This is a genomic window from Marinomonas ostreistagni (assembly GCF_016888445.1).
GTDB lineage: Bacteria > Pseudomonadota > Gammaproteobacteria > Pseudomonadales > Marinomonadaceae > Marinomonas > Marinomonas ostreistagni.
In genome coordinates, this window is sequence record NZ_JAFEKF010000001.1 from 744,022 (window position 1) to 769,549 (window position 25,528).

General features: G+C 47.0%; 25 protein-coding genes. 13 read left to right on the forward strand and 12 right to left on the reverse strand.

All coding sequences use genetic code 11. The features are described from left to right. Positions 1-166: 166 nt before the first annotated feature. The gene (locus JQX58_RS03545; RefSeq protein WP_204145437.1) at positions 167-1,141 is read right to left on the reverse strand and encodes a transposase; all 975 of its coding nucleotides are present in this window, start codon (positions 1,139-1,141) and stop codon (positions 167-169) included. Positions 1,142-1,548: 407 nt separating this feature from the next. Between JQX58_RS03545 and JQX58_RS03550 the strand changes: the two genes are divergently transcribed. The 5 genes from JQX58_RS03550 to JQX58_RS03570 all read left to right on the forward strand — a co-directional run bounded on the left by JQX58_RS03550 (position 1,549) and on the right by JQX58_RS03570 (position 7,417). Beyond that, positions 1,549-2,238 carry a hypothetical protein gene (locus JQX58_RS03550; protein ID WP_204145438.1) on the forward strand — a complete coding sequence of 230 codons (690 nt, stop codon included), beginning with the start codon at positions 1,549-1,551 and terminating at the stop codon, positions 2,236-2,238. A 215-nt stretch (positions 2,239-2,453) separates the two neighbouring features. Further along, positions 2,454-2,846, forward strand: a complete 393-nt coding sequence (locus JQX58_RS03555; RefSeq protein WP_204145439.1) for an MAPEG family protein — start codon at positions 2,454-2,456, stop codon at positions 2,844-2,846. A gap of 132 nt (positions 2,847-2,978) precedes the next feature. Further along, positions 2,979-3,884: an alpha/beta hydrolase gene (locus JQX58_RS03560; protein ID WP_204145440.1), complete on the forward strand. Its 906-nt coding sequence runs from the start codon at positions 2,979-2,981 to the stop codon at positions 3,882-3,884. 273 nt (positions 3,885-4,157) lie between these two features. Beyond that, entirely contained in the window at positions 4,158-5,870 is a 1,713-nt protein-coding gene (locus JQX58_RS03565; RefSeq protein ID WP_204145441.1) for a thiamine pyrophosphate-dependent enzyme, read from the forward strand. A gap of 35 nt (positions 5,871-5,905) precedes the next feature. Continuing rightward, a complete protein-coding gene (locus JQX58_RS03570) occupies positions 5,906-7,417 on the forward strand; it encodes an FMN-binding glutamate synthase family protein (RefSeq protein ID WP_204145442.1) in 1,512 nt (503 codons plus the stop codon). Positions 7,418-7,498: 81 nt separating this feature from the next. Here JQX58_RS03570 and JQX58_RS03575 read toward each other — a convergent pair whose 3' ends face one another. Beyond that, entirely contained in the window at positions 7,499-8,560 is a 1,062-nt protein-coding gene (locus JQX58_RS03575) for a zinc-binding metallopeptidase family protein (protein ID WP_204145443.1), read from the reverse strand. Between the two features lie 221 nt (positions 8,561-8,781). On the opposite strand from JQX58_RS03575, the gene JQX58_RS03580 reads away from it, so the two are divergent. After that, on the forward strand, positions 8,782-9,147 hold the full coding sequence (locus JQX58_RS03580; protein ID WP_204145444.1) for a hypothetical protein: 366 nt from the start codon (positions 8,782-8,784) through the stop codon (positions 9,145-9,147). A gap of 9 nt (positions 9,148-9,156) precedes the next feature. On the opposite strand, the gene JQX58_RS03585 is transcribed toward JQX58_RS03580, so the two are convergent. Further along, positions 9,157-10,281 (reverse strand): App1 family protein, encoded by a 1,125-nt coding sequence (locus JQX58_RS03585; protein ID WP_204145445.1) that lies wholly within the window; start codon positions 10,279-10,281, stop codon positions 9,157-9,159. Between the two features lie 153 nt (positions 10,282-10,434). On the opposite strand from JQX58_RS03585, the gene JQX58_RS03590 reads away from it, so the two are divergent. The 3 genes from JQX58_RS03590 (at position 10,435) to JQX58_RS03600 (ending at position 12,663) form a co-directional block, all read left to right on the forward strand. After that, positions 10,435-11,043, forward strand: coding sequence for a flavin reductase family protein (locus JQX58_RS03590; RefSeq protein ID WP_204145446.1), 609 nt, complete (start codon positions 10,435-10,437; stop codon positions 11,041-11,043). Positions 11,044-11,327: 284 nt separating this feature from the next. Further along, the gene (locus tag JQX58_RS03595; protein ID WP_204145447.1) at positions 11,328-11,651 is read left to right on the forward strand and encodes a PLL family lectin; all 324 of its coding nucleotides are present in this window, start codon (positions 11,328-11,330) and stop codon (positions 11,649-11,651) included. Between the two features lie 217 nt (positions 11,652-11,868). Beyond that, the gene (locus tag JQX58_RS03600) at positions 11,869-12,663 is read left to right on the forward strand and encodes a phosphatase PAP2 family protein (RefSeq protein WP_204145448.1); all 795 of its coding nucleotides are present in this window, start codon (positions 11,869-11,871) and stop codon (positions 12,661-12,663) included. Between the two features lie 74 nt (positions 12,664-12,737). Here the strand turns inward: JQX58_RS03600 and JQX58_RS03605 are convergent, their stop codons facing one another. From JQX58_RS03605 to JQX58_RS03620, 4 genes are all read right to left on the reverse strand, one after another. Next, positions 12,738-13,004, reverse strand: a complete 267-nt coding sequence (locus JQX58_RS03605) for a late competence development ComFB family protein (protein WP_204145449.1) — start codon at positions 13,002-13,004, stop codon at positions 12,738-12,740. Between the two features lie 29 nt (positions 13,005-13,033). After that, positions 13,034-13,273: an RNA recognition motif domain-containing protein gene (locus JQX58_RS03610; RefSeq protein WP_204145450.1), complete on the reverse strand. Its 240-nt coding sequence runs from the start codon at positions 13,271-13,273 to the stop codon at positions 13,034-13,036. Between the two features lie 70 nt (positions 13,274-13,343). Continuing rightward, entirely contained in the window at positions 13,344-13,619 is a 276-nt protein-coding gene (locus JQX58_RS03615; RefSeq protein WP_204145451.1) for a late competence development ComFB family protein, read from the reverse strand. 341 nt (positions 13,620-13,960) lie between these two features. Continuing rightward, positions 13,961-15,109 (reverse strand): DcaP family trimeric outer membrane transporter, encoded by a 1,149-nt coding sequence (locus tag JQX58_RS03620; protein WP_204145452.1) that lies wholly within the window; start codon positions 15,107-15,109, stop codon positions 13,961-13,963. Between the two features lie 414 nt (positions 15,110-15,523). Between JQX58_RS03620 and JQX58_RS03625 the strand changes: the two genes are divergently transcribed. Continuing rightward, positions 15,524-16,108, forward strand: coding sequence for a YqaA family protein (locus JQX58_RS03625; protein ID WP_204145453.1), 585 nt, complete (start codon positions 15,524-15,526; stop codon positions 16,106-16,108). Positions 16,109-16,111: 3 nt separating this feature from the next. Here the strand turns inward: JQX58_RS03625 and JQX58_RS03630 are convergent, their stop codons facing one another. Next, the gene (locus JQX58_RS03630; RefSeq protein ID WP_204145454.1) at positions 16,112-17,626 is read right to left on the reverse strand and encodes a hypothetical protein; all 1,515 of its coding nucleotides are present in this window, start codon (positions 17,624-17,626) and stop codon (positions 16,112-16,114) included. A gap of 313 nt (positions 17,627-17,939) precedes the next feature. Between JQX58_RS03630 and hpf the strand changes: the two genes are divergently transcribed. Next, entirely contained in the window at positions 17,940-18,335 is a 396-nt protein-coding gene (hpf, locus tag JQX58_RS03635) for a ribosome hibernation-promoting factor, HPF/YfiA family (protein WP_204145455.1), read from the forward strand. A gap of 147 nt (positions 18,336-18,482) precedes the next feature. Here the strand turns inward: hpf and acnB are convergent, their stop codons facing one another. Beyond that, positions 18,483-21,083 carry a bifunctional aconitate hydratase 2/2-methylisocitrate dehydratase gene (gene acnB, locus JQX58_RS03640; protein WP_204145456.1) on the reverse strand — a complete coding sequence of 867 codons (2,601 nt, stop codon included), beginning with the start codon at positions 21,081-21,083 and terminating at the stop codon, positions 18,483-18,485. A 226-nt stretch (positions 21,084-21,309) separates the two neighbouring features. Beyond that, complete coding sequence (locus JQX58_RS03645) at positions 21,310-23,043, reverse strand: SUMF1/EgtB/PvdO family nonheme iron enzyme (RefSeq protein ID WP_204145457.1); 1,734 nt, start codon at positions 23,041-23,043, stop codon at positions 21,310-21,312. 95 nt (positions 23,044-23,138) lie between these two features. On the opposite strand from JQX58_RS03645, the gene JQX58_RS03650 reads away from it, so the two are divergent. Beyond that, a complete protein-coding gene (locus tag JQX58_RS03650) occupies positions 23,139-23,750 on the forward strand; it encodes a MiaE family protein (RefSeq protein WP_204145458.1) in 612 nt (203 codons plus the stop codon). Positions 23,751-23,869: 119 nt separating this feature from the next. Continuing rightward, positions 23,870-24,181, forward strand: a complete 312-nt coding sequence (locus JQX58_RS03655) for a hypothetical protein (RefSeq protein ID WP_204145459.1) — start codon at positions 23,870-23,872, stop codon at positions 24,179-24,181. A 64-nt stretch (positions 24,182-24,245) separates the two neighbouring features. On the opposite strand, the gene JQX58_RS03660 is transcribed toward JQX58_RS03655, so the two are convergent. Continuing rightward, positions 24,246-25,022 carry a UDP-2,3-diacylglucosamine diphosphatase gene (locus tag JQX58_RS03660; protein WP_204145460.1) on the reverse strand — a complete coding sequence of 259 codons (777 nt, stop codon included), beginning with the start codon at positions 25,020-25,022 and terminating at the stop codon, positions 24,246-24,248. 4 nt (positions 25,023-25,026) lie between these two features. Further along, a complete protein-coding gene (locus JQX58_RS03665; protein ID WP_204145461.1) occupies positions 25,027-25,524 on the reverse strand; it encodes a peptidylprolyl isomerase in 498 nt (165 codons plus the stop codon). Positions 25,525-25,528: the final 4 nt, after the last annotated feature.

The following is a 25,528-nucleotide window of genomic DNA, read 5'->3' on the forward strand; positions in this document are numbered from 1 at the left end:
GTAACTCAGTTCTAACAAGCACCAAGCAACTAGCCAGTTTCAGCCGAAACTGGCTTTTTTGTACCTATCTGCTGGGAAATTAGCTGGATCTGAGCGGTTTTAGCGTTTTATGGGCGAGTGGGTGCCTTACCAGTAAGGTAATAACAAAAGAGCGGGGAGGATTGAGTTAGGCCAGTAGGTGTTTGGCTTTGCTGATCTTGGGCCTTCGTTTGTAGCCGGCGTTTTGGTAGTAGTTGGAGAGGATGATTTCGGTGCCAACGGCGGCGAAGGTATGTTGTTCAAATTGTGTGGCGATGGTGAGCCAGTTTTCCGATGGGATATTGAGGCGTTGTAGGATCGGCGCAAAGCTTAGGTCGATGCTGCCACGTTTATCTTGGCGCACAATGCGGCCCGTAAGATCGACTAGTTCTAAGTAATCTTCGAGCTTAAACGGCAGGCCTTTAGGTTGATCTGCTCGCGGGTTGCCGACAAATGGATGAAGCGTTTTAGGTTGTTGGTTTTGCTTAGCGCTGTGAATGCGTTTTTTGACGCTGGTGTAATCTGAAGTTTCAGGAGTGTCGGCCATTTTGGCGCGAACGGGGTTTAGATCGACATAGGCCATACAAGCCATTAGTGCGGCTTCGTCTAATAATGCTTGGGATTTAAAGCGTCCTTCCCAGAACCTTCCGGTACATTGATCTTCAAAGTTTGCCTGTCTAGCAATGTTTTCATTCAGTTCTCTAAGAAACCAGCTGATGTCCATTAGCCGCTGTCGGTAGGTCTCTACGGTTGCATCCAGTAAGGGTTGTAAATACTCAGGCACTTGGCCTTGCAGCATATATTGCTGGGTGATCATGGTGCCTTTATGGATAGCGTGCCAGCGGGTTAACACTTCTTCCGTTGTCCAGCTTTCGGCGGTTTCATGGTCGATAAATAGCACTAGATGGCTGTGGTTACTCATTATGGCGTAAGCGCAGGCCTTGATAGCAAAGATTCGGCTTAGAAACAGTAAGCGCTTCTCGACCCAATCCCTACGGTGCTCGTAGCTTTGACCAGTGAGAGGATCACTGCCACATAAAAAAGCTCTGCGTACACAGCGGGATACGCAGTGATAGTAAGGGGTATCTGCAATGCTGATGAGTTGTTTTCTAGGCTTTGGCATATTCAAACTCTCGATCCTTGAGGTGTTTGAATGAGTTTAGCCCATAGCTGTATAGATATACAGTTATGGTCTCGATGCTTCATATGTACGGCTTTGGTCTGTTTATTCCTTATTCCGCTGAGTATTTGTTCAATGCATGGGTAAGTGTGCAGGTATAGAGTGATCTGTGTTTTGTGCTCTGGCTTGCTTACTTGGCTTAAGCGCTATCTTGCCAAGGGCTTGCGGGTTTTGGCCGTCGCTTTTTTGATATAAAAGTGAAGATCTGAATTGTGCACGTTCTTACTGCACATTTGCTTAGGTTGTCGATTGGCGCGAGTGATTTGCTGTTCAAAGCGGTTTGCTCTGCGTAGAGTGATTTGTACATGAAAGAGGTTTTCAACTGTAGGCGTTCCCACAAGGAGTACCCGATGCAACCTAAGTTTACTGTTCAAATTGATTCGTTTAAGAAGATTAACAAGATCGAGAATGCTTGGTCAGATTCAGATTATAAGGTCATGCTCGCGCTGATGGGGCTGGATGACGATGTCGAAGAAATGAGCTCAGCAGAGCTTCGCGAGATGTGTATGATGTCGTTTAATGATCTGTCTCACTCAGAGGCGGCGGCGATCGTCTTAACCCATTTATTCCCTGAGTTAACGGCAGGCAAGGTGGATCAATTAAGCCATGATATGTTGGTTGATCGCGCTTGGGAGCAGTATTCAAATTGTCTGTACCATGAGTCGCTATTTAACGCTTACGCACTGTTGCGAGAAGCGTTTAATGGTACGTTTGCACAGCCAACAGGTGTGCAATTGGTCCTCACGGTTACGGCGGATGATGAAAGTGACATGGCTATTTTTGATACGTCACCGCAGTCTGCAATGGTGCGCTTATTGGCCAGTGGTCAAAGTGAAGATGCTTTGATTCACCGTTTGTACGAAGATCAAATTCAGGGCGAGACGTTTCCCGAAGCACCTGGGATCGTTTGGCAATTAAAGCAGGTGTCAGATGACGGCGCGACACGCCAATTTACCTTATTAGGTTCTGAATTTTGGTTTGGGGATTTTGAAGATGTGAGTTCGTTTGAAGCAACCGCTCACGCTGACTCTGAATCTTAGATATAGCTCAGCAATTGACTCGGGATTCAACGTGATCTCGCTTTAAACAATGAGCCAGCTTTTACAGAGGCTGGCTGTTTTGTGTCTATGCATCGGGACATTTAGCAATGATAAAGGCAAAAAGTAGACACTCGCGCGGAACGGCTCAGATCGCGTGCTTTCTGATATAAGGCGGAGTAATCTGTCTGCTTACTTTGCCTCAAAAGGACTGGATTATGATTACACCGTTATACGCTGCCATATTGGCTTTGCTGTTAGTTGTCTTAAGCTCTCGTGTTATTAAACAAAGGATGAAGCACCAAGTAGGTTTGGGCGATGGTGGGCATTCTTCTCTAACTCGTGCGATCCGCGTGCACGGTAACTTTGTCGAGTACGTGCCGTTTGCGCTGTTGTTGATCTGGATGTATGAGATGATGAATGGTGCGCTGATACTGGTGCATATTCTAGGTATCGCGCTGGTGATAGGGCGCTTGTTACATGCTTATGGCGTCAGTCAGCAAAATGAAGTCATTAAGTTTCGTCAGGCCGGTATGTTTACTACTTTCGCTGTATTGATTGTCTCTGCCGTATTGATTTTGCTGAAGTACTTAACCTTTCTGATGATGTAATCACCATCCAAAGTTCAAAAAACTAAAAAGCCAGCGCTAGTGCAGCGCTGGCTTTTTTGTGTCTGAGACCTTACCAAACAACGCATAGTTTAATAATATCGGTTCTCATTAATGACTGATAAGGACGATGTTATGAAATCAATCGTGTTGGGTGCAATGGCAGCTGGCTTGAGTCTAAGTGCCATCGCTGCGCCGCAGATGCCGGATCATATTCGCAACAAGTTGCCAGAGGGAACGTTTGTTCATGAGAATGTGGCGTACAAAGATAGCGGTAATGTGAAGCATCTTTTGGATCTGTATATGCCAGCCGATCCGTCAGATGAGCAAGCGGTGCCATTGGTGGTGTTGATTCACGGTGGTGGCTGGATCAGCAATGATAAGTACGCCGATATGGGTTACATGATGAATACCGTAGCGTCCATCTTAGACAGTGGTTTTGCGGTGGCGTCGGTAGATTATCGATTTGCGCAAGATGCGGTCTTTCCATTGATCGTTCAAGACGTTAACGCGGGTGTTGCCTATCTTTACGATCATGCCGACGAGTATAAATTAGACATCGATAACATCGCGCTGATGGGCTTTTCTGCTGGTGGGCATTTGGCGTCTTTAATGGGCACGTCGCAAAACAACAAGGTCGATGATCTCTACGAAGAGGGTGATTACCGCCCGTTTGAATATAAGGCGGTGGTCGATTTTTATGGGCCAGTGGATCTGACACTGTTTGATGGCAATGAAGATCCTAATTCTCCAGAAGGCACGCTCATCGGCGCAGCGCCAATTGAGCGCCCTGATTTGGCTAAGGCGGCAAGCCCGATTACTTACATTGATAAAAATGATCCGCCATTTATCTTATTTCACGGTGAGAAGGATCAGATCGTCTCTAATAAACAATCCAAACTCTTTAGTGCTTGGCTTACTCACTACGATGTCAGTAATCGTTTGACCATCGTCGACGATGCGCCGCATTTTGGTCGTATGTACGATGTGGATGAGATTCGCACTGATGTGGTTGGTTTTTTGAAGCAGCATCTTAATTAAGCATGATTTCACCGATACTGTATATATGTACAGTATCGGTAAAAACATCACTTCTAGAAGCTTTACTTGGTAATGTTACGCCAGTTTTCGGACGGAAAGTTCATTCGAACTGGCTCCATTTGTAGCGGTAATGTTTTTTTGAACATTGTGTTGTATTGATGCTTCTTTGCAGATTTAAAGAAACAGCCGCTGCTGCTAAGACATAGCGCTGCGCTTACGCCATTATGTTGGAATACCTAACGAATTGGGAAAACAACAAAGGAGTGGCGCAAGATGAGCAAAGATGTAGCAGAAGTGATCGTTGAAACGTTAGCTGAGGCAGGTGCAAAACGTTGCTATGGTGTGGTCGGCGATACCATCAACCATTTAACCGATAAGATTCGTACCTCAGATATCGATTGGGTGCATGTACGTCACGAGGAAGTGGGCGCGTTTGCGGCAGGTGCCGAAGCCTACATGACCCAAGAGCTAGCCTTGTGTGCCGGTACATGTGGCCCAGGCAGCTTGCACTTTATCAACGGCATTTTTGAATCGCATCGCAATGGCTCGCCTTTAGTGTTCATCGCTTCCAATGTGGATCGCCAAGAAGAAGGGCTGAATTTTCCGCAGGAAGTTGATCAAACCAAACTCTATGAGCAATGCTCGGTCTTTTGCGAACGCGTTTCACATCCTGATCAAGCTGCGCGCATCGTTACTCAAGCGGCTCAAGCAGCGCTTACTCACCAAGGTGTGGCAGTTGTGGTGGTTAATGGCGATATGTTCAAAGAGAAAGTCCACAGTGATACCCGCTGGTCAGTACATCGCCCCCAGCCGGTGATTCACCCAAGCCCAGCCGAGTTGGATGCTTTAGTAGGGCTAATTAACGATGCTGACAAAATTACCTTGTACGCGGGTATCGGTGCTAAAGGCGCTAATCAAGAGTTGATGGCGCTGGCAGAGTGCTTGAAAGCACCGATCGTACATAGCTCGCGCTCAAAAGAATTTGTCGAGCCGAATAATCCATATCAAGTGGGTATGACGGGCATATTAGGCAACAAAGCCGGCATGGAGTCGGTATTAGATTGTGATCTGCTGATTTGTCTCGGTACCGATTTTGCCTACACCCAGTTTTACCCTAACCATGCTAAAATCGCGCAAATCAACCTTGAGCCGACTCATTTGGGTAAGCGTTGCCCGATAGATTTAGGTTTGACGGGCGATGTTAAAGCGTCCATTGAGCAGCTGCTTCCTAAGCTAAGTCCGCGCAGCGATGAGACTCACCTAGATAAGGCGCTCAAGCAGTGGCAGAAAGATTTAGAAGGTTACCGCAAAGAAGAAGCGTCTGAACATTCATTGATTCACCCTCAAACCGTGACTCGTCGCTTGAACGAGTTAGCGGGCGATGATGCTATTTTTACTGCCGATGGCGGCTCGCCAATGGTGTGGTTGCTGCGTCATTTAGAGGCAAAAGGTTCACGTCGTTTCCTTACCAGCTTGTCTCACGGCACCATGGCCAATGCCTATCCGCAAGCAATGGGCATCGCCAAAGCTTATCCTGAGCGCCCAGTGATTGCACTTTGTGGTGATGGCGGTATGACGATGTTGATGGGCGACCTGCTGACCCTACTACAAGAAAATACACCGGTTAAATTGCTGATCTACAACAATGAGACCTTGGGCTTTGTGGAGATGGAGCAGCGCGTTGAAGGCCAGTTAGACAGCTTTACCAAGTTACAGAACCCTGATTTTTCAGAAGTCGCCAAAGCAATGGGCTTGGATGCTTGGCGTGTCGAAACGCCAGATGAGTTAGACAATGCCATGGCGCAATGGCTGGCATCTGATAAACCTGCACTTTTGGATGTGAAGGTTAGCCCAATGGAGCTGGTGATGCCGCCTAAGATTGAAGCAGGTCAGGTAGCGTCAACGGCTTTGTTTGGCATTAAGGCAGTGTTAAATGGGCGTGTGGACGAAGTAACAGATTTGCTAAAAGACAATTTCCTGCGCTAATCACAAACTCTCAATAACAACTGCTTGGAACACTTATGGATCAGATACTGGCTATTTCAAATTGGATAATACATTGGGGTGCGATCATTGTTTTCGCGCTACTGTTGGTGGTGCTGGTGTACTTCAGCATTTTGTATCTTATCGATGTGCGTCAAACCAAGCACACGATTCGACGCAATTATCCTTTGATCGGGCGAATGCGTTACACCCTTGAGCACTTAGGGGAGTTTTTTCGTCAATACTTCTTCGCGTTTGATCGCGATGAGCTGCCTTTTAACCGAGCCGAGCGCTCTTGGGTGTATCGTGCTGCCAAGCATGAAGATACAACTCAAGGTTTTGGCTCGACAAGACCGCTTGATCAAGAAGGCGATGTGTTTTTCGTCAGTAGCGCTTTTCCTAAGTTGGCCAGTGAGGCGGTAGAGCCACAAGCAGTTGTCTTTGGTGAATATACGGCGCGACAGCCTTACAGTACTAATTCGATCATCAACATTTCGGGGATGAGTTATGGTGCCTTGTCTGAGCCTGCGGTGAAGGCGCTGTCGATGGGCGCCGCCAAAGCGGGCGTTTGGATGAATACTGGCGAGGGTGGCTTGTCTCCTTATCATCTAGAAGGTGGCTGTGACATTGTGTTTCAGATCGGCACTGCAAAATATGGTGTGCAAGACAGTGAAGGCCACTTGGACACGGATCGCCTGCAAAAGGTAGCCGCTTATGAACAGGTCAAAATGATCGAAATTAAACTGTCTCAGGGCGCTAAACCCGGCAAAGGCGGCATGCTGCCAGGCGAGAAAGTAACCGCGGAAATCGCCGAAGTTCGTAACATCAAGCAAGGCGAAGACTCGATCAGCCCTAACCGACATGTGGACATTGGCAACATTGATGAACTGTTAGACATGATTGTCAAAGTGAGAACGCTGACCGGTAAGCCGACTGGCATCAAGATGGTGGTCGGTGAGATGCAGTTTTTTGATGATTTGTTTAGCGAGATTCATCGTCGTGGGCTTGAATGCGCGCCAGACTTTATTACGTTGGACAGTGCCGACGGCGGTACAGGTGCGTCGCCACAAACCTTGATGGATTATGTCGGGATGACGGTTAGAGAAAGTCTGCCAGGTGTGGTGAATCGCGTGACATCTTATGGATTAAGATCGCGTATTAAAATCATTGCAACCGGTAAGCTCGCTATCCCGGGCAAGGTGGCTTGGGCATTTGCCATGGGTGCGGATGCGGTGGTGAGCGCGCGGGGCTTTTTGTTTTCTATTGGCTGTATTCAGGCACTTAAGTGTAACAACAATACCTGCCCGACGGGCATTACTACCCACGATAAAAAGCTACAAAAAGGCTTGGTTCCAGAAGAAAAAGCCGTACGTGTGGCCAACTATGTCAGTGAAATGAAACACAGTGTTGGGCTGATCGTACATGCTTGCGGGGTCTCAGAGCCGCGCGAGCTGACACGCCAACATGTGCACCTGATCCAAAATCAAAGTAGCTCGATACGTTACTCAGATATAGATCCGCTGCCAGAAGAGGAAAAGCGTGCTTCGTAGTGCGGTGCGTAACGAGACTGTGTAAATATACAGAATTATTAAAAGCGGCCCAAGCATCTATTCTCGGGCCGCTTTTTATGGCTAATCTGTGACAGGCAAGCCTGCGACGGCCTTTAGGATGCGTAAAAACGCTTCCACTGATTCAACCGCAGCAGATTCATGCATGGTGTGATAGCCCGTCGTTGGGATCTGTATGGTGGTGCCATCGACTAAGCCATTGGAGGCTGCAATGATACGGCCAAGTTCAGTACTACCAAGAGACTGCGGCGCTTCGCCCACTTTGGCGGCTTTTTCATTTTCGGCTTCGACGTAGCGGTTTTTATACAGATAGCTGATGTCGTGGCGGCGGCACAGCTCTTCTACCAATTGGGTACTTTCTTGGTTAAACGTAGCGTTGGCGTCTTTTTCGCGTAGCACGAGTAATTGTTGATTTGCCGTTTTCACGTCGGGGAACGGGCTGGTGTCGACCACAAACAAGCGGTTTGTGGAACCGCCAAAACGACGGAACCATTCTAGTAGATAGCGCCAGCTCTTACCGGCTTCTTCTTGTGCCGTGAAGAAGGCTGTGCCTTGAAAACCTTGGCTAAATAAATGCACCAGCGCTGCCGCAGTAATCACGTTGTCTAATTGACCTTCGAGGCGATCGTCATTTTGGCTTAACTGATCTTTAAAGGCGATCGGCGTGCCCGCCACGACACCTTCCAAACCACCGAGCTCAAAGATCAAGTTGTTGCGATATTCGCAAATGTAGGCCTTTTGAATGGTGCCTTTACCGCGATACACCCCCGACCAAGGCTCGTAGGCGTATACCCGCTCTTGGTTATAGCGCTCGGTAACCTTGGTCATCAGTTGCTCAGAGACGGAGTTGTTGAGTAAGTCCGTGCGATTGGCTGAGACAAATGCCGCGTATTGAAACTCATTGGGGCCAGTGCAAACCAAGCCGTGACGATCTATGTGCGCTGAAAACATGGCGCTAAAAGGATCATTACCTTGTGCGACTAGTACGCCTTCATACCAAGTGACCTTAGCGCCGCGCTCTTCTAGCTCACGCTGTAAAACCCGAAAAAATGAATGCTCAGCGCCGACCACAGACGGTTGGCGAATCAGTAATTTGAGAATGTCGATAAACTCATTATTAGGCATAGGTGTGTTGCTGTCTCAGTATTAGCGGAAGTTTTGATCATAGAAGTTTTTCTAGGATTTAACAGTAAATACTTACCATGGAGATGTAAAAAAGCGAGCAGCCAATGCCTCTAACTTAGCCCTGACGCAAACAGGCTGTTGCTAGACGAGCTTGGAATGCGGCCAGTCTTAGCCTTAAGTTATAATGGATGGACATTCATATTAGCTATTAGGTCGTGGTTTTGGGTTTTTTAAAGAACTGGAATACAGCCGGTAAAATCGGTTATGTCATGCACAAGTTGACGGTCGAGCAGGGTGCGCCAATCAAAGAAGGGGCGTGTCACAGTGTGGTAAGAGCCTATGGCTGGAAGCAAACCACCTTGTTGGTCGACGAGATGAAAGAGCGTCTCGATGAGTTTGAGACTTATCGTGTCGTCGCCAAGATGATTGCTTATTATGTGTATGGTCGAGAGCTGGGCGGTCAACACGCTCAAGAAGCAGCGTATGACTTCTTGCAAGGCACTGGCGCGCTTAATGACTTGGATTGGAACGACACGAGCGATCCAGTGGTGGCAAAAGTGTTGGCCCAGCAGCAAGCGCAAAGCTGAGCCAACGGCTTATTGCTGTTGCTGTGCTTGGTAATCCTGCTCAGTATCTTGCTTAACCTGTTGAGCGGCTTCTTCGGTTACTAAGCCTAGAGACTGAGCGTGCTCAACCGCGTCGTTAGCGTCTTGAATAAAGGCAAAGGGTACGCCGCATTCGGCATACTTTTTGACTGCAGTGGTCACTTTTTCAGGACGTGAGTCGGGGTTGAGATCACGGATGTACACGGCAAGAATCCTGTTGGGGTACGCTTGAGCGATTTGTAGATAGGCGTATATGTCCCTTTGGCCTGAGTCACCAATCAAGATCAGCTTCAGATTTGGATAGGTCTTCAAAATCGTTTCGATGCGACCCGTCTTATAGCTTTCATGCCCACTTTTAATCCAGCGATCTTCACGCAGGCCAAAGTCTTTAAGTAGCACGGGGCCTTTGGGGAGCTTGTTGATGGCGATAAAGTCAACGATCAGATCGTAAATGTTCCAAGGACTGCTAGACACATAGTAAAAAGGGTTATTGGCCTGCCCCGATGCGCCTTTGTGCAAGGCATTATAAAACTCCGACGTGCCTGGCATCAGGGTTCGGCTGTGGGCGTTATTGAGTAGCACAGTTTTGGTGTGTTTAAGGAAGCTCGTGGCGCCAGTGTGCATGATGGTATCGTCTACATCGCTGACCACGCCAAATTCAGCGCTGGCGTCAGGTATCGATACTTCGGCAATGGTGTAGGGCTCGGCTTTACGGATGCCGGTCTCTGCAGGCTGCAGCGTGACCTGTGTCCAAGGCTGATGCACGCCATTTTTAGGCGGCGTGGGCCAGCGGTAGTGGAAGTAGCCATGGCTATCGGTATAAACATTGCGTTTGTCACGGCCAAGGGTGAGCTGGATTTCTGTAAAAGGGATCTCGGCGCTGCAGTAACGACGTAACATGTGCACTAAATTTTTCCAGTGACTGTCTTCTAGATGTCCTTGTACGCCTTTGGCCTCCAGTAGACGACCCGCTACCCATAATTCATCTTTAGTGCCGTATGTCATATAAGGCTCGACGATCACCGGCGAATAGCCACGCCAACGCTTGAGTCGATGCTTTAATTTGTCGTAGCGTCGTCCTGAGCGATAGATCCATTTACGAGCAGTGCGGTGCATGATAAGTCCTTGGTTATCAAGTCATTAGAAGTGTAAAGAGGCTAACAGATACACGACTCTTAGTAAAAACATGACAACCTACGCGCGATGGCAGTCATCGGTTTTCAATAAGAGTACTATGATTCAACAGTATTATAACGGATTGGAAATTATATGAATGTTGCTACTCAAGAGCTAGGTACGCGCGAGCTTTATCAGCTATTAGTCAACGGCGTGACGCCGCGCCCCATTGCTTGGATCAGTACTGTTTCAGATGATGGCATCGATAATCTAGCACCGTATTCGTTTTTTAACGTCGTCAGTGTCAATCCGCCCGTACTAAGCTACACCCAAGTGAACCCTCAAAGCGGTGTTGATAAAGACACTCTGCAAAATTTAGAAGCCAATGGCGAATGTGTAGTGCACATCGTTAGTGAGCATACGCTTGAGAAAATGAATCAGAGCTGTGCTTCTTTGCCACTTGATCAAAGCGAGTTTGAGTTTGCCGACATTGCCAGCGAGCCGAGTCTCTCTGTGGCGCCGCGCTCAGTGAGCGATGCTTGGGTGCGTTATGAGTGTACGTTACGAGACGTCGTACGTATTTCCGCTGAGCCGGGCGGTGGCACCATGGTGTTGCTGGATGTTAAACAAGTCGTCATCAATGATGAACTGCTTAACGATGGCAAGATCGACCAGCATAAATTAAACGCCGTCGGCAAAATGGGTGGTGATTTTTACAGCTTTACCCATGAATTAACGGCGCTGTCACGACCAACGATATAACTAAAAAGGGAGCGTACAGAGCGCTCCCTTTTTAGTGTGGCGGCTCTTAGCTAATTAGTCGCGCTTAGGCTCACCTTAGCGGAGGCGCACCTCGTCAGACACCAGTGCTGCACACTCGTGCTAGAAGTGTTCATTAAAGTAAACACTGCTGAGCAAATTTGTAGTCCATTGGCAGGCTAATCAAAGTGGGATACCTTCGAGAATGTCAGGACTTAAAGCGAAGTAATATTTATCTATTTCGTTTTAGGCGAACGCTTAGCAAATGAATATAGGAAGGATGAACCATGGAAAACTACGTAATTGCTACCAATGCGGAAAACAAACTAGAAGCGTTTTACATTGATGAGTCAGGTACTGTAATGCACACATGGCAGCTAGATACTGCGAGCAAGACGGACTGGTCGAAACCACAACCTCTGCTTGGTACTTGTAATCGTAGTGGAAGCAATGAGCCGCTAGAGGGCGCGGTACGTGTTGAAGCGTGCACGGACCACAATGGCTTAATTCAGGTGGTGGCTTACAAGTCAGAAGGTGGTGAGGGCGCTTATTACATTTGTTATCAAACGCCAGGCTTCTGGAATGGTTGGACTAAAATCACTCAAGAGTGAGTAGATCCTTCGCATATCCAAGAGCGGTATGGGCGAAAAGTATTGCAAAGGCCAGCTAAGCTGGTCTTTTTTGTATCTAATATGTGACACACATAGCTTATATGACGGTTTAGTGATCAATTCGTTAAAGATATTGTAAGTTGTAGGCTTGAATTGTGTAATTAATCGTTTGGTATTATGATAGCGCGGTTTTTTTGATCTCTATAAAGGGAATTATATGTCTAAACCTCTTTACGCAAAGCAATGGCGCCTGTTGCCTTTGTTTTTGTATAACCTAGCCGCCATCTTGCTATTGCTATCATGGCTTTGGCCCACCACGCGTGCCCTTTGGGATGCGTTCGATAATCGTCTTTTTACCATGCTTAATAGTCCACTAGAGCAAAGCCAGAGTTGGGCTTTAGTTTGGGCGGTTGGTAGTGTGCGTTTGACGGACATTGCGGTCGGCATCGTGATGCTGACGTTCTTTTTGCGTGGCAGTAAAATTTTCTCAGGCGAACAATTGCGCCACGCGTTTATTGGCTTCTTCGTATTACTGATCGCGATGCTGCTTATTCGTGTGGGTTTTACCGCCATGAGTGAGCATTTCAACTGGGGGCGCCCAAGCCCATCGATGATCTTCCCAGATGCCATTCGTATGAGTGAAATGTTCCCAGGTTGGGTAGCGCTGGGTCTAAAAGACTCGTCCGGCCAAAGTTTTCCAGGGGATCACGCTTCGGTGGTGTTTCTTTGGGCGCTTAACTTAAGCCTGTTTGCCAGTGGTTGGCGCCGACTGTTGGTATGGTCTCTGGCCGGTGCCTTTATGATGCCACGTTTAGTAGCGGGTGCTCACTGGGGATCTGATGATTTTGTTGGTGGCCTACTGATCAGTCTATTGACTATTGGCTGGGCGTGCTACACACCGTTTTTAGGTGTTGTTGAAGGCTGGTTAGTTAGAAAGCTCACACCTATTTTTAATGCTTTCGGTCGTTTTATGCCGTTTAGCTGGTTCCAGTTTTTTAACCCTAAAACCTAGTATTGCCGGAAAGTGTTATAGATAGCAAAAAGCCAGCGTAACAGCTGGCTTTTTTGTGTCTGGAGCGTGCCAAATCAGTCTCGATCGTTCACTTGATCAAGGAATTCGATCGCCTCTTGTACGGCTTTAGAGACTTTTAGGTTCATATTGGCGCGTTCGGCACGGGTTAAGAAGAACGCCGTGTCGACATCATGGCGTACGTACTTTGGTGGTAAGTTATTTAGCGCAATACAGCAAAGGTCTGCGAGGTAATCTGAATCTTTACGATACAAACCTTCTGCTTCAAAGTGTTCAAAAAGCAATTTTTCGTAATAGTTGCGGTACTCATTAACGAGGGGCATGGCTGTCTCTCACTATCGGCATCAGTTTGCTAGTTTTGGGCGTGCTTTACACGGATCTTGCTGTCATCAATATTGGCATGATGCAGTGCTTTTAGTGCTTGGGTGGCTGCTTTGTCATCAGGTATTTCGACAAAAGCAAAGCCCTTCGAAAGACCTGTTTCTTTATCTAAGACGAGTGTGCATTCGGTAACATTGCCGTATTCAGAAAATAAAGAAAGAATTTGAGCTTCAGTGGTGGTGCGAGCAAGATTGCGAACTAACAATTTCATAGTAATAGTTGACCTTTATAATAAGAGGGCATTATGTCAGTTATTTATGACCAAACCAAGCTAACAGTGATCAGTATTGACTTAGTCGTGCGCTCTCATGATCTAGCATGTCCATCGCATCTTTAACGGCGCGGCTGACATTGATATTCATACTGGCACGCTCAGCTCGCGTTAAGAAAAATGCCGTGTCGACATCATGACGTACATATTTAACCGGAAGGTTGTTTAAAGCAATGCAGCACAGGTCAGCTAGATAGTCGGTGTCCTTGGTTAGAAGGTTTTGGCTTTCTAAATATTCAAACAGTACTTTTTCGTAGTAGTTGTGAAACTCTTCTGCAATATTCATAGGCACCTCATTTGAAACTGGCTATCTATTAAAGATAGCAGCTGTTTATAACGCACGCTGCCAGTCATGGAAAAATTTCGTCCTTGGTTAACCAACTAAAAATCACATCAATAATAACTGTATAAAATTACTTTAAATATCTTTTATGTTTAAGTTCGTAACCCTAATTCCCGATTTGGACGCTTAAAAAATGTGTGGGCTGGAGGGTGAGCGGCTAATTAAAAGCTGAAGAAAAAAATCGGGAGTGCCAGTCAAGCACTCCCGATCCAAAAAGAAAGGTCGATTTATAAACGCTCCCTAAGGGGAGGTGAGAGCGTTAAAGTTATCCGAGGATAACGGTATTAGAAGCTGTATTTAGCTGAGTACATTAGGCGAGTCGCATCACCGTCATCACCGTTGTATTCTTCAACGTCGAAGTGTGCAAGCTCAACACCCATCATTACGTTCTCAACTGGGTACCACATGTAGTTAACAAATACGTTTGTGTTACGTTCGTGGTTATCAGCAACAGTACCTAGGTCATCATTCATATCATCTAGGTCCATTTTCACAGTACCGTAAACGATATTGAAGTCACCTTCGCCGATCTTAGTTGATAAACCGATAGATCCGCCGTAAGCAGAAACAGTTTCTAGATCATTGCCATCCAAGTAAGCATCAGTACCACCGAAGTTACCGCCAGAACGGTATAGGTAACCGTTTGCACCATCAGAGTAGTTAACAACTGCATGAAGAGTTACGCCGCCCATGTCAACATCAACACCTGTGAAGGCGCCAAAGCCCATTGCTGAGTCATCTTGTGCACCAGTGTCATTGGTCAATTGACGCAAAAGACCTGCCGCAACAAAGTTTACATTATCGCTAGCTGAACCTTCGTAACGTGCTGTGAAAACAGGCATAGATGAACGCGCGTTGCCATCATTAGAATCTTCACCATCGTCGTCGTATGTCGCAACGTCAATGTTAGGGTAGTAATCTTCCTCAAGTGCTACCGAGAAACCACCTGTTGTGTAACGAACCTGTGTAGTACGGTCTTGCACACCAGGAGCGCCGGCAGATGAGTCAAAATCTAGAGTAGGCGTCCAGCCTGTCCAGCTATTGTAGTTAGACCAAGTTTTACCAATAGTCCAGTTTTCAAACGAGCCGTAGGCTTGACGTAGACGGAAGTTACCGCCGCGGAAGTCGCCTTCTAGCACGGTTTTAACACCATTGGCATGCGTTACTGCAACACCTAGACGAGATTGGTCTGCATCGGCATCGAAGTGGCCATCACGAGTGTCACCGCCACCAGTAGTAATGCCGCTGAATTGGCCCGCTTGCGTAGAGCTGCTTAGGTTCTCATCAAGGTCGTAAGCGGCATTCATTTGTGCGAAACCGTAAACTTCCGCTTTAGCGTCACCCACTTCAAATTCTACCGCTTGTGCTACCTGCGTAAGCGCGAAACCTGAGACTGCTACACCTAGTACCAAATACTTCTTGGATTTGATCATAATTTTTGTTCCTTTTGTGTTCTTAATTGTTCCGGTTTGTTTGTTCCATTTCTGTTTTTTTATTTCTAGAAATTTACAAACACATCAACAACATATCACGCTTATTTTGCTTTCGCCAATAGAATTTCATAGAAAATTCATATGGTTGTAATCTTTTCTGATCAAACGAATTTATTATCTATGTGTAAATTAATGGTTAATAGCTGCACAGTTTTTTACTAAATACGAGCAAAAAGCCATCAAAATACAGTGATTTTCTAGCATTTGTGCGCATTTTGAGCATATTTGTATCATTAGAGTCGTAAGCTCTAAGGCTTACTAGTTACCTGCACAAAAGTTAATTATTTTTTCATGCTAATGGTTTTTTAGATGGGTACACTGAACTAAATCTGTTACTAGATAAGGAAGTCCATTATGTCTGTCACCCAAAAAATGAAGCATTTAACCAAGCGCATGGTTGAGTCCAAGCATATGCTCAAAGGGATAACGGTTGCCTCATTTTTAGAGTCTACTATTGTGCCCATTCCGCTGGAGGCGGTAATGGTGCCTTTGATGCAGGCGCGCCGAGAGCGTTTATGGTGGATCGCCTTGATGGCAACGATCGGCTGTATCCTAGGTGCAGTGGTCGGGTACGGGCTTGGCTATTTCTTGTTTGATTGGATAGGTGATTGGGTAATTCAGGCGTTTTCAAGTCAGGAACAGTTTGAGCAAGTGACTAGCAAAATGGAAAGCCAAGGCTTTTGGTTTGTATTGACCTTGGGTGTTGCGCCGATTCCCTTTCAAATTGCGATGCTGGCCGCAGGGGCGACTAAGTTTTCGCTGGTGTCTTTTTTAGTGGCGACGGCGATCGCTCGATCGTTACGCTATTTTGGGTTAGCAGCGGTAGTGTACTTTGCTGGTAATCAGGCTGAGTCTCTGATTAAACGGCACAAAACTAAGGCCATCCTTGGGGTGACCTTAGTTGTCGTGATGATGTGGTGGTTATCGACATTGATCTAAACATTATTGCTGCAGACACTGCGGGTGGCCGCAAGCGCTTTGACAATTGCTCATGACGCGCTCCTGATCCAGCTTGTTGCATGAATACGTGGTTGCGAAGTCAACGGCGGCAACACGACAGGCCTCTGTACGATAAGGAACCGTAATCGTGGTGCTTACGCCTGTGTCTGGGCATTGAATATTCGCTTGGTATTCCTTAAGAGGTGAGCCGCCTTGGGTCGATTGCTGATCAGCGTTAATTTGCTTAGCTTGCTGAAGTTGGCGCATATTTTGTGTGCCATCGCCACTGATAAAATCCGCTAGATAAGCTTGGCTCATGGCAGCTTTGGTGTTGCTGTCTAACTCGGCAGTGCCAATGATGGTAGCGCCGGCGGTGAGGGCAAATACCTGCCCCCAGTCTAATTCATTTGGGTCTTCTAGAACTTGGCCGTGATCATAGATTTGCTCGCCTTGGCTTTCGCCAAACATGCTGTGTTGGGTGATTTTGAAGGGGCCATGGCGTTGACCTTGGTCGTATGGGCCCATTTCATAACGATAAATGCCTTCGTAGGTGTTGTACTCGGTGTCATAACTTATACCGTGGCGCTTACCTTGTTGCCATTGTGCGACAATGATGCGATTGATGGTGTTGGTCCAAGCGCTCCAACCATTTTGTAAGCCTGCTTCAAAGTAACCGACGGTAACAGGGCGGTAGGCGCCATTATCCTCAACGATTTCTGTCTGGCTAATGCCAAAGCCATGTAACCGGTCTTGTTGGAATTGCCCGGCGGCTCGAACATGAAGCAAGTCAGTGTACCCCCAAATATTAATACCGAAGCCATTTAACTTTCCTTCAGCATTCATCATGCCGTAACGGTGCCACTGATAGTCGCTCGGTCTAGTGATGGTGGTCATAAAGTGGGCACTTTGCTTTGAGGAAGCGATCCCTCCTTGCTGAAGTACGATGCGGCCATCTTTGCGGGTCATAGTGAAGCGTCCTTGAGTAGGCTGACCATGCTCAAATGTGCCGATAAATTGTGCTTGAGCTTGTGGGGCGGTGACATAGGCCATGCCGTGGGCTAAGTCATTTTGGTCACATGTGCCCTGTTGAAATTGCCAGTTAAACGAAATGGGATCATTGCTATTATTGGCAAATCTAGCCTCTTGCATAGCGATTTGGCAGTGCTCCTGACTCCCGATATTTGTTAGCTGCTGAGCTTTAAAAGCGTCGAAACTGACTTTGGATTGCTCGATCCATTGTTCAAGCTCGGCTTGGTCAAAGTGTTCGCTGAAGTTGTCTAAGATGGCTTGGTTGCGCGGGTCAAAGTGCAATCCTGAGTTAGCAGAAACGCTTCGCTCTGCTTTCAAAATAGTAATAAGTCGCTGCTCAAGGTCTTGGGCAAATGCGGGGGTGACATAAGGGTTAGCGCCGTACTTCTCGCTGTTAGCTAAAAAATCGCTTTGCTGTGAAGTGGATGTGCAGGCACTCATCCATATCACGCTTATTCCAATGACAGCGCCTAATGCGATCTTTTTCATAGAGTGGTTCCTTTTTGTAAGTCTAAGGGCATTTATAGTGGCTTTACTTAAAATAGTCACGGGACAATAGTTTTAGTTGGTGTAGTGAGCGGTAATATAGATTGTTTAATGTATTACTATGTCTTTGTTTTTGATCGTTTTTTGATCTATGGCTGTAGTAAATCAATGGATTAGTTTTATTTATGTACGATTTTTCGGCTTTTTACATAAAGGTGGTTGAAAAAGCCTCAGAAGGGCCTTAGGTTATTAGTGTGACAATGAAACGCTAAACAGCTCTGCGACATGACAGAGATTGGTAGAAGGAAGATTATTTATGTATACATTAGATATCAGCGGTCACCATGTTCACACTACTGAGGAAGTACAAACAACAATAAAAGAAAGAATGGATCATCTGGCTGACATCAACAGTCACATCACCTCAATGAAAGTCATTGTCAATTCTGAGAACCATGGCGGTAAAAGTGAGCTGATTGTAGAAGCTCGAGTTCATATTCCAGGTCATGATCTTTTTGCAACGGTAACGACTGACAAACAACTTAGCACTGCAGTCGATATGCTGGTTGATAAACTAGAAAAACAGCTTTTAAAACACAAAGCCAAGCACGATGGTCGTAAACATCATGCCGACGCACGCGACGTAGAATCCCTAGAAGAGCGTGAAGAACAAGAAGAGTTTAATGAGTTGGAACGTCGTGACGTAATCTAATCATACTGATTAAGCTTATAAGGAAGGGGAGCCCACAAGGCTCCCTTTTTTGGTTTTAAAGGCCGATACATTCGTTCAAGGCGCAAAAAAGCCCGCTTGGAGATCCAAGCGGGCTTTTTGAATCACTGTCTAGCAGTTTGTTGCAGCTTACGCCGTTGCGTCAGTTGCAATCACTGTAGAAGCTTTCTTAACGTACTCGCCCATCTTGTCGAAGTTCAAGTAGTCGTAGATCTCAGCAGACATGCTGTCGATCTTGCTAGCGTACTCTAGGTATTCCTCAGGTGTCGGAAGTTTACCAATCAAAGATGCTACAGCAGCAAGTTCTGCAGACGCTAGGAATACGTCAGCACCATTACCTAGACGGTTCGGGAAGTTACGTGTAGACGTCGATACTACCGTTGCTTTGTCTGCGACACGTGCTTGGTTACCCATACACAGTGAACAGCCAGGCATTTCCATACGTGCACCAGCTTTACCAAAGATGCTGTAGTAACCTTCTGCCGTTAATTGCTGTTGGTCCATCTTAGTTGGTGGTGACACCCATAGACGTGTTGGAACGACTTTGCCAGCCGACTCAAGCAGTTTGCCAGCGGCACGGAAGTGGCCGATGTTGGTCATACAAGAACCGATGAAGACCTCGTCGATTTTCTCACCTTGCACTTCAGAAAGAAGGCGAGCATCGTCTGGATCGTTTGGTGCACAAAGTACTGGCTCTTTTAGGTTGTCTAGATCGATTTCGATCACGGCAGAGTACTCGGCATCCGCGTCAGCGCGCATCAGCTTAGGATCTTCTAACCATGCTTCCATTGCTTTGGCACGACGCTCTAGGGTACGTGGGTCACCGTAACCTTCAGCAATCATCCAGCGTAGCATAATGATGTTAGAGCGTAGGTATTCTGCTACAGACTCTTCAGATAGGTTGATGGTACAACCTGCTGCAGAACGTTCAGCTGATGCGTCAGAAAGTTCGAATGCTTGTTCCGCTGTTAGGTGCTCAAGACCTTCGATCTCAAGAATGCGGCCAGAGAAGACGTTTTTCTTACCTTTCTTCTCAACCGTTAGGTGGCCATCTTTGATCGCTTGGTGAGGGATAGCATGTACAAGGTCACGTAGTGTGATACCTGGTTGCATTTTACCTTTAAAGCGAACCAATACTGATTCAGGCATATCAAGTGGCATAACACCTGTTGCCGCAGCAAAAGCGACCAAGCCAGAACCTGCAGGGAATGAGATACCTAGCGGGAAACGTGTATGCGAGTCACCGCCTGTACCGACTGTGTCAGGTAGCAACATACGGTTCAACCAAGAGTGGATGATACCGTCACCAGGGCGTAGCGATACACCGCCACGGTTCATGATGAAGTCAGGAAGTGTGTGGTGAGTTTTTACGTCAACTGGCTTAGGGTAGGCCGCTGTGTGACAGAAAGACTGCATCACAAGGTCTGATGTGAAACCGATACACGCAAGGTCTTTCAGCTCGTCACGAGTCATTGGACCTGTTGTATCTTGAGAACCAACAGTGGTCATCTTAGGTTCGCAGTATGCGTTCGGGCGTACGCCTTCAAGTCCACATGCTTTACCCACCATTTTCTGAGCAAGAGTGTAACCTTTGCCAGTATCCGCAACTTCGCCTGCTTTTAGGAATAGGTCAGAATGGCCTAGGCCTAGAGATTCGCGAGCTTTGTTGGTTAGACCACGACCGATGATCAGTGGAATACGACCGCCAGCACGTACTTCGTCAAGTAGTACTTGAGTTTTCAGTGAGAAGGTAGTGATTACTTCATCAGTGCCATGCTTTTTAACAACGCCTTCGTATGGGTAAATGTCGATAACATCGCCCATTTCCATGCCGTCAACGTCCATTTCGATTGGTAGGGCGCCAGCGTCTTCCATCGTGTTGAAAAAGATTGGAGCGATTTTGCCACCGATACATACACCGCCAGAACGTTTGTTCGGGATGTAAGGGATGTCTTCGCCCATGTGCCAAAGCACTGAGTTCGTTGCAGATTTACGGCTTGAACCAGTACCAACAACGTCACCTACATACGCTAGTGGGAAGCCTTTTTCTTTCAATGCTTTGATTTGAGAGATTGGGCCAACTTCGCCTTCTTCATCTGCTTCGATGCCGTCACGAGACATTTTTAGCATCGCATTGGCGTGCAGAGGGATGTCTGGACGTGACCATGCATCTGGTGCTGGAGATAGGTCGTCAGTGTTGGTTTCACCTGGCACTTTGAATACAGTAACCGTGATTTTTTCTGCAAGCTTAGGCTTCTTAGTAAACCACTCGCCATCTGCCCATGACTGAATGATTTGTTTAGCGAATGCGTTACCTGCTTTTGCTTTCTCTTCTACGTCGTGGAACGCATCAAAGATTAGCAATGTGTGAGAAAGAGCGCTGACAGCGATTGGCGCGATTTCTTCATCGTCTAGGCAGTCGATCAGTGGTTGAATGTTGTAACCACCTAGCATTGTACCTAGTAGCTCTGTTGCTAGCTTTTTGTCGATCAGTGGTGAAGAGGCTTCACCTTTTGTGATCGCTGCTAGGAAGCCTGCTTTTACGTAAGCGGCTTCATCAACACCTGCTGGAATACGATTTTTCAGTAGGTCAAGGATGTTTTCTTCTTCACCTGCTGGTGGGTTTTTAAGAAGCTCAACAAGTGCAGCGGTTTGCTCTGCATCAAGCGGTGTCGCTGGAATACCTTGAGAGGCACGTTCTTCGACGTGTTTACGATATGCTTCTAACACAATAGATCCCCTTATTTAGACATCAGTCTGTTAACCAATGTTGTTTAAGCGTGGGCTCTAACAAAATTGCGACCATGGGTTATGGACACAAACAGAGCTCAGCACTGGCAAATTAATCCGTCTATATATTCTATATAAAAAACAGCAGGATGAATCAGTTACCGCCATACAAATTTAGAATAGGGGGTATTTATCTGACTTATCCTAAAACCGTGTTTACCATAAACTACGGTGATATTAGCCGTACGACACGAAAGCCCCAGTTGCTGGCACGTAAGTTTGGCTCGGCGCGATAGCGTGTCGCGCTGCGCCCGACCGACGGAATATCAAACCATGAGCCGCCGCGTAACACGCGCCCATCGCATTGGTCCGCGAGCCACACTTGATTGGTAGTTGGCGCACCTTGGTAGGAGTCGTGATAGCAATCTTCTACCCACTCAGCCACATTGCCATGCATATCAAAGATACCAAGCGGGTTACTTGCTTGAGAGCCAGTAGGTGCCGTGGACACCCCATCCCATTGGCTACCACAGCTTTCGCAAACACTGTAGCCTGACTGTACATTGTCGCCATACCAGTAGGCCGTAGTAGAGCCTGCACGAGCCGAGTATTCCCACTCAATTTCGGTCGGCAAACGGTATTCAGAGCCAGTTTGTTCCGTGAGCCAAGCCGTGTAGGCCTTAGCGTCGTACCAGCTCACATTAATCACCGGACGATTGCCACGGCCCCAGCCATTGTCTGGCGGCCTTACGCGACCAGTGGCTTCTGCAAAGCGATCATACTGGTCGAATGTGACTTCGTATTTACTAAAGTAGAATCCCTTGGGGATTTCGACGCTGTGCACGGGGGATTCGTTGTCATCACCTGTGCCATTGATATCGCCCATTTGAAACGTCGCCGGTGCAATTTTTTCTACCTTTGGCGCATTGCCGCCGTCTTTTAAAGGTTCTTCTAATACTTGTTCAAGACGGTCAAAACGTGTCTCTGGCGTTTCCACTGCATTGGCTTGTGTAGGGGAGGCCTCAGGGGGCTCAGCAGAAGGCCAGAGTAATGTCGCGCCAATAGCTGTAGCAGCGACAGTGCCAGTAAGCGCGGCAATGAGTTTAGTCTTTTTGCTTTGAAAATGGCGTGGCTGAGGCGGTGCAAAATTGCTCTCTTTAGTGGCACGGGTGCTCGCCTGAAATAAATTGGCGCGCAATAATCGCATTACCTCCACAAGGGATTTAGGACGATAGCGTTCGGCTGGGCGCGCCCATTTTTTAATTTTATTCCAGGTCTCTTGGTCGAGTGACTCAAGGTGCGCTGGAAGGGTGTTGACAGTACCCGAATCGAGCCAAGATTCGCCAACCAATGTCGCGAGCAGTAAGCGCATAAACATGTAGTTATCAGAAGCGACCGTACTGACTGGATTGCGCTTATTGTATTCAGGTGGGATAAAGCGCCCATCCATATCACCATCTGTGATTTGGTAAAGCCAATGATGAGTGCCAAAGCCTGTCAGAACACCAGCGCCATTAACGATATGAACACTGTTTAAATCAAGGTGACCATGAACAAAACCGCGCTCGTGGACCTGATCGAGCGCTTTGGCAATCGGATCTAACACACTCAGTACGACATTCAGCGGTGCACCATCAGGATATTTACCGAGATGGCTAAATAATCGTTCCCCGCCACATAGACTAGATACCGAGAACACCCATACATTGGAATAAAAAGGTGGGTAGTTGCGGGTAATAGAAGGATGCGCCAGTTTGGCATAGCGCCGCGCCATGGCCAAGAACTGATTTAAATCGCCTCGATCGGTACGGTAAAAGCGCAGCACAAAGGATTGGCCACCCTGATCCGCTACCCAGACGCTTTTGTCATCGCTTAAGGGGTAGTTCAGCACATATGGGTCGACTTCCACGCCAACCATTTGTCCTATGTTTAATTTACTAACGTCGTAATATTCATTCATCGGTTAATTGATATCCAAATCAATACTTTGCTCGTGCTGATAATATATCCTATAGAGAGTATAATCGGATTTTTTAAAGAGAAAAGGTAGCCTTGATGTTAACTGATTATCCCGAGTTGGTAGAGTTTTTACCCTGTGAGTCCCCAAAAGAGTGGGTTCAGTGGGCTTTAGAAAACGAAAACTTACTGTTAATCGATCACGCTCACTGTGAGAAGAAAGCCGCATCCACAGCGATGAACTTGATGTACCGTTATGTCGATCGGGAAAATCTGCTGCATAAGATGTCACAGTTGGCGCGCGAAGAGTTACTGCATTTTGAACAGGTTTTGAAAATTATGCGTAATCGTGGCGTTGAGTATGGTCATTTGGAGGCGTCACGCTATGCCAGTGGCTTGCGCCAGCACATTCGAACCCATGAGCCGGCTAAATTAATCGATACGCTGATCATCGGTGCTTTTGTTGAGGCACGTTCTTGCGAGCGCTTTGCGGTATTGATCCCACACCTCGACTCGGAAGTGTCTAAATTCTACAAATCCTTGTTGAAATCTGAAGCGCGTCATTTCGAAGACTACCTATCTCTTGCTGAAGAATATGCTGGCGAACCGATTGATGAGCGAATTCAGTTTTTCCGAGAAATCGAACACCAATTAATTACTGAGCCGGATGTAGAGTTCCGTGTTCACAGCGGGCCACCAAAAGCGGCTTAGTTACAGGTTGTAACCATCCAATAACCGAATCAAAACAAACATTTGGCAATTTATCGCTTCACAAACCCATTTGGGGTGCTACACTCGAAGTAACTGCTCTAACAAGAGGAGGAGCGATCATGAGCACACAAACGAACGATTTATTGCCAGATGTGACTTACTGGCTAACGTTACAGATAGCAAAGAGTGATCCAGGTATAGACCTTGAGCAGGTCTACCAGGGAACGGTGGAATTAGATTATTTATACCAAGTGCTGACGAGCAAAGCGCAACAGCACTGGTGGTCAACTTATGGCGTAGAGTTGAGTCCCGTTACCGTCAACAATGCTTTTTTTAGAGCCATTGCGGTACTGCATGATCGCAACCTTGAATACAATCGGTCGCGTAATCGAGCGGAAACAGATTGGGTGAGAGAGTTATTACATTTATAGAAAAGAGCAGCTTTATAGCTGCTCTTTTTTTTGTGCCGATCATGACCGATTAGGGTCACATCAGTCAGGACAGTCTAATAAGATGCATTGCTTGCCATTGTTCAATCGCAACGGGGTTGCTTAAGTACGCCGCAGATGGAATAGCGCGTTGCTCTAGCTTTGCGCCTGCTTGTACTGCAATCCAGATGTTATCGTCCCAATCCCCAAGCACGAGTCTTGGTGTAGGGTCGCTCTCATGCAAAGCAGGGCGGTGAGTGTGACCATGGATTAATAGCTTAGTATCGTCAGGTAAGGCGCCAGCGATCGCAGTTTGGTTTACGTCCATAATATTGTCAGCCTTGTCTGCCGACATGCTCTGGGAGTCGTTGCGAAGCTTTTGCGCTAGAGCGATACGCTGCTCCAAAGGCATTGCCAAGACTTGCTGTTGCCAAGCAGGCTGACGCACCATGGCGCGAAACTCTTGATAAGCATGGTCATCGATACAGAACTCATCACCATGGGTCATGACAATATGATCATCTAACACGCTTTGCTCAGCAAGCTCAGTGACTTGAGTGCGAGCAAACCAGTCTGGCCCGACTAAGAAGTCTCGGTTGCCAGCAATAAAGAACACTTCAATGCCATGCTCGGCAAGCTTAACAAGTTGCTGATCAAGTTCTGTGATCCACTGTGGCTGATAATCATCGCCGATGTAGGCCTCAAAGAAGTCTCCCAAAATGTACAGCTGGCTTGGCTCTTGGGCCGCTAATTGGCACAACTCATCCGTCAAATGCACAAACGCCTGGATCAAGTCCAGGCGTTTGTCACTCAAATGTAAATCTGAGATGAAGTAACGAACCATGCGCTTAGTCTTTAATAAGCTCAGCAGATTCGATGATTACGTCTTCAACTGGAACATCTTGGTGGCCAGCTTTGATCGTTGTTGGTACTTCTTTGATCTTGTTTACAACGTCCATGCCTGCAGTCACTTTACCGAATACTGCGTAACCCCAGCCATCAGGCGTTTTAGCGCGGTGGTTTAGGAAGCTGTTGTCCGACACGTTGATGAAGAATTGAGCTGACGCTGAGTGTGGGTCCATGGTACGAGCCATCGCTAGAGAGCCAGTTACGTTTTCTAGACCGTTGTCTGCTTCGTTTTCGATCGGAGCGCGCGTTTCTTTTTGCTTCATGCCTTGCTCAAAGCCACCGCCTTGAACCATGAAACCATTGATAACGCGGTGGAAAACCACGCCATCGTAAAAACCAGAGGTTACATACTCTTCGAAGTTCTTAGCCGTTTTAGGCGCTTTTTCGTAGTTCAACTCGATAGTGATGTCGCCGTAATTAGTGTGAAGAACGATCATGTAA

Coding starts and splice junctions, on each gene's coding strand:
- JQX58_RS03545 (WP_204145437.1), bottom strand. CDS start 1,141: ATGCCAAAGCCTAGAAAACAACTCATCAGCATTGCAGATACCCCTTAC.
- JQX58_RS03550 (WP_204145438.1), top strand. CDS start 1,549: ATGCAACCTAAGTTTACTGTTCAAATTGATTCGTTTAAGAAGATTAAC.
- JQX58_RS03555 (WP_204145439.1), top strand. CDS start 2,454: ATGATTACACCGTTATACGCTGCCATATTGGCTTTGCTGTTAGTTGTC.
- JQX58_RS03560 (WP_204145440.1), top strand. CDS start 2,979: ATGAAATCAATCGTGTTGGGTGCAATGGCAGCTGGCTTGAGTCTAAGT.
- JQX58_RS03565 (WP_204145441.1), top strand. CDS start 4,158: ATGAGCAAAGATGTAGCAGAAGTGATCGTTGAAACGTTAGCTGAGGCA.
- JQX58_RS03570 (WP_204145442.1), top strand. CDS start 5,906: ATGGATCAGATACTGGCTATTTCAAATTGGATAATACATTGGGGTGCG.
- JQX58_RS03575 (WP_204145443.1), bottom strand. CDS start 8,560: ATGCCTAATAATGAGTTTATCGACATTCTCAAATTACTGATTCGCCAA.
- JQX58_RS03585 (WP_204145445.1), bottom strand. CDS start 10,281: ATGCACCGCACTGCTCGTAAATGGATCTATCGCTCAGGACGACGCTAC.
- JQX58_RS03590 (WP_204145446.1), top strand. CDS start 10,435: ATGAATGTTGCTACTCAAGAGCTAGGTACGCGCGAGCTTTATCAGCTA.
- JQX58_RS03595 (WP_204145447.1), top strand. CDS start 11,328: ATGGAAAACTACGTAATTGCTACCAATGCGGAAAACAAACTAGAAGCG.
- JQX58_RS03600 (WP_204145448.1), top strand. CDS start 11,869: ATGTCTAAACCTCTTTACGCAAAGCAATGGCGCCTGTTGCCTTTGTTT.
- JQX58_RS03605 (WP_204145449.1), bottom strand. CDS start 13,004: ATGCCCCTCGTTAATGAGTACCGCAACTATTACGAAAAATTGCTTTTT.
- JQX58_RS03610 (WP_204145450.1), bottom strand. CDS start 13,273: ATGAAATTGTTAGTTCGCAATCTTGCTCGCACCACCACTGAAGCTCAA.
- JQX58_RS03615 (WP_204145451.1), bottom strand. CDS start 13,619: ATGAATATTGCAGAAGAGTTTCACAACTACTACGAAAAAGTACTGTTT.
- JQX58_RS03620 (WP_204145452.1), bottom strand. CDS start 15,109: ATGATCAAATCCAAGAAGTATTTGGTACTAGGTGTAGCAGTCTCAGGT.
- JQX58_RS03625 (WP_204145453.1), top strand. CDS start 15,524: ATGTCTGTCACCCAAAAAATGAAGCATTTAACCAAGCGCATGGTTGAG.
- JQX58_RS03630 (WP_204145454.1), bottom strand. CDS start 17,626: ATGAAAAAGATCGCATTAGGCGCTGTCATTGGAATAAGCGTGATATGG.
- hpf (WP_204145455.1), top strand. CDS start 17,940: ATGTATACATTAGATATCAGCGGTCACCATGTTCACACTACTGAGGAA.
- JQX58_RS03645 (WP_204145457.1), bottom strand. CDS start 23,043: ATGAATGAATATTACGACGTTAGTAAATTAAACATAGGACAAATGGTT.
- JQX58_RS03650 (WP_204145458.1), top strand. CDS start 23,139: ATGTTAACTGATTATCCCGAGTTGGTAGAGTTTTTACCCTGTGAGTCC.
- JQX58_RS03655 (WP_204145459.1), top strand. CDS start 23,870: ATGAGCACACAAACGAACGATTTATTGCCAGATGTGACTTACTGGCTA.
- JQX58_RS03660 (WP_204145460.1), bottom strand. CDS start 25,022: ATGGTTCGTTACTTCATCTCAGATTTACATTTGAGTGACAAACGCCTG.
- JQX58_RS03665 (WP_204145461.1), bottom strand. CDS start 25,524: ATGATCGTTCTTCACACTAATTACGGCGACATCACTATCGAGTTGAAC.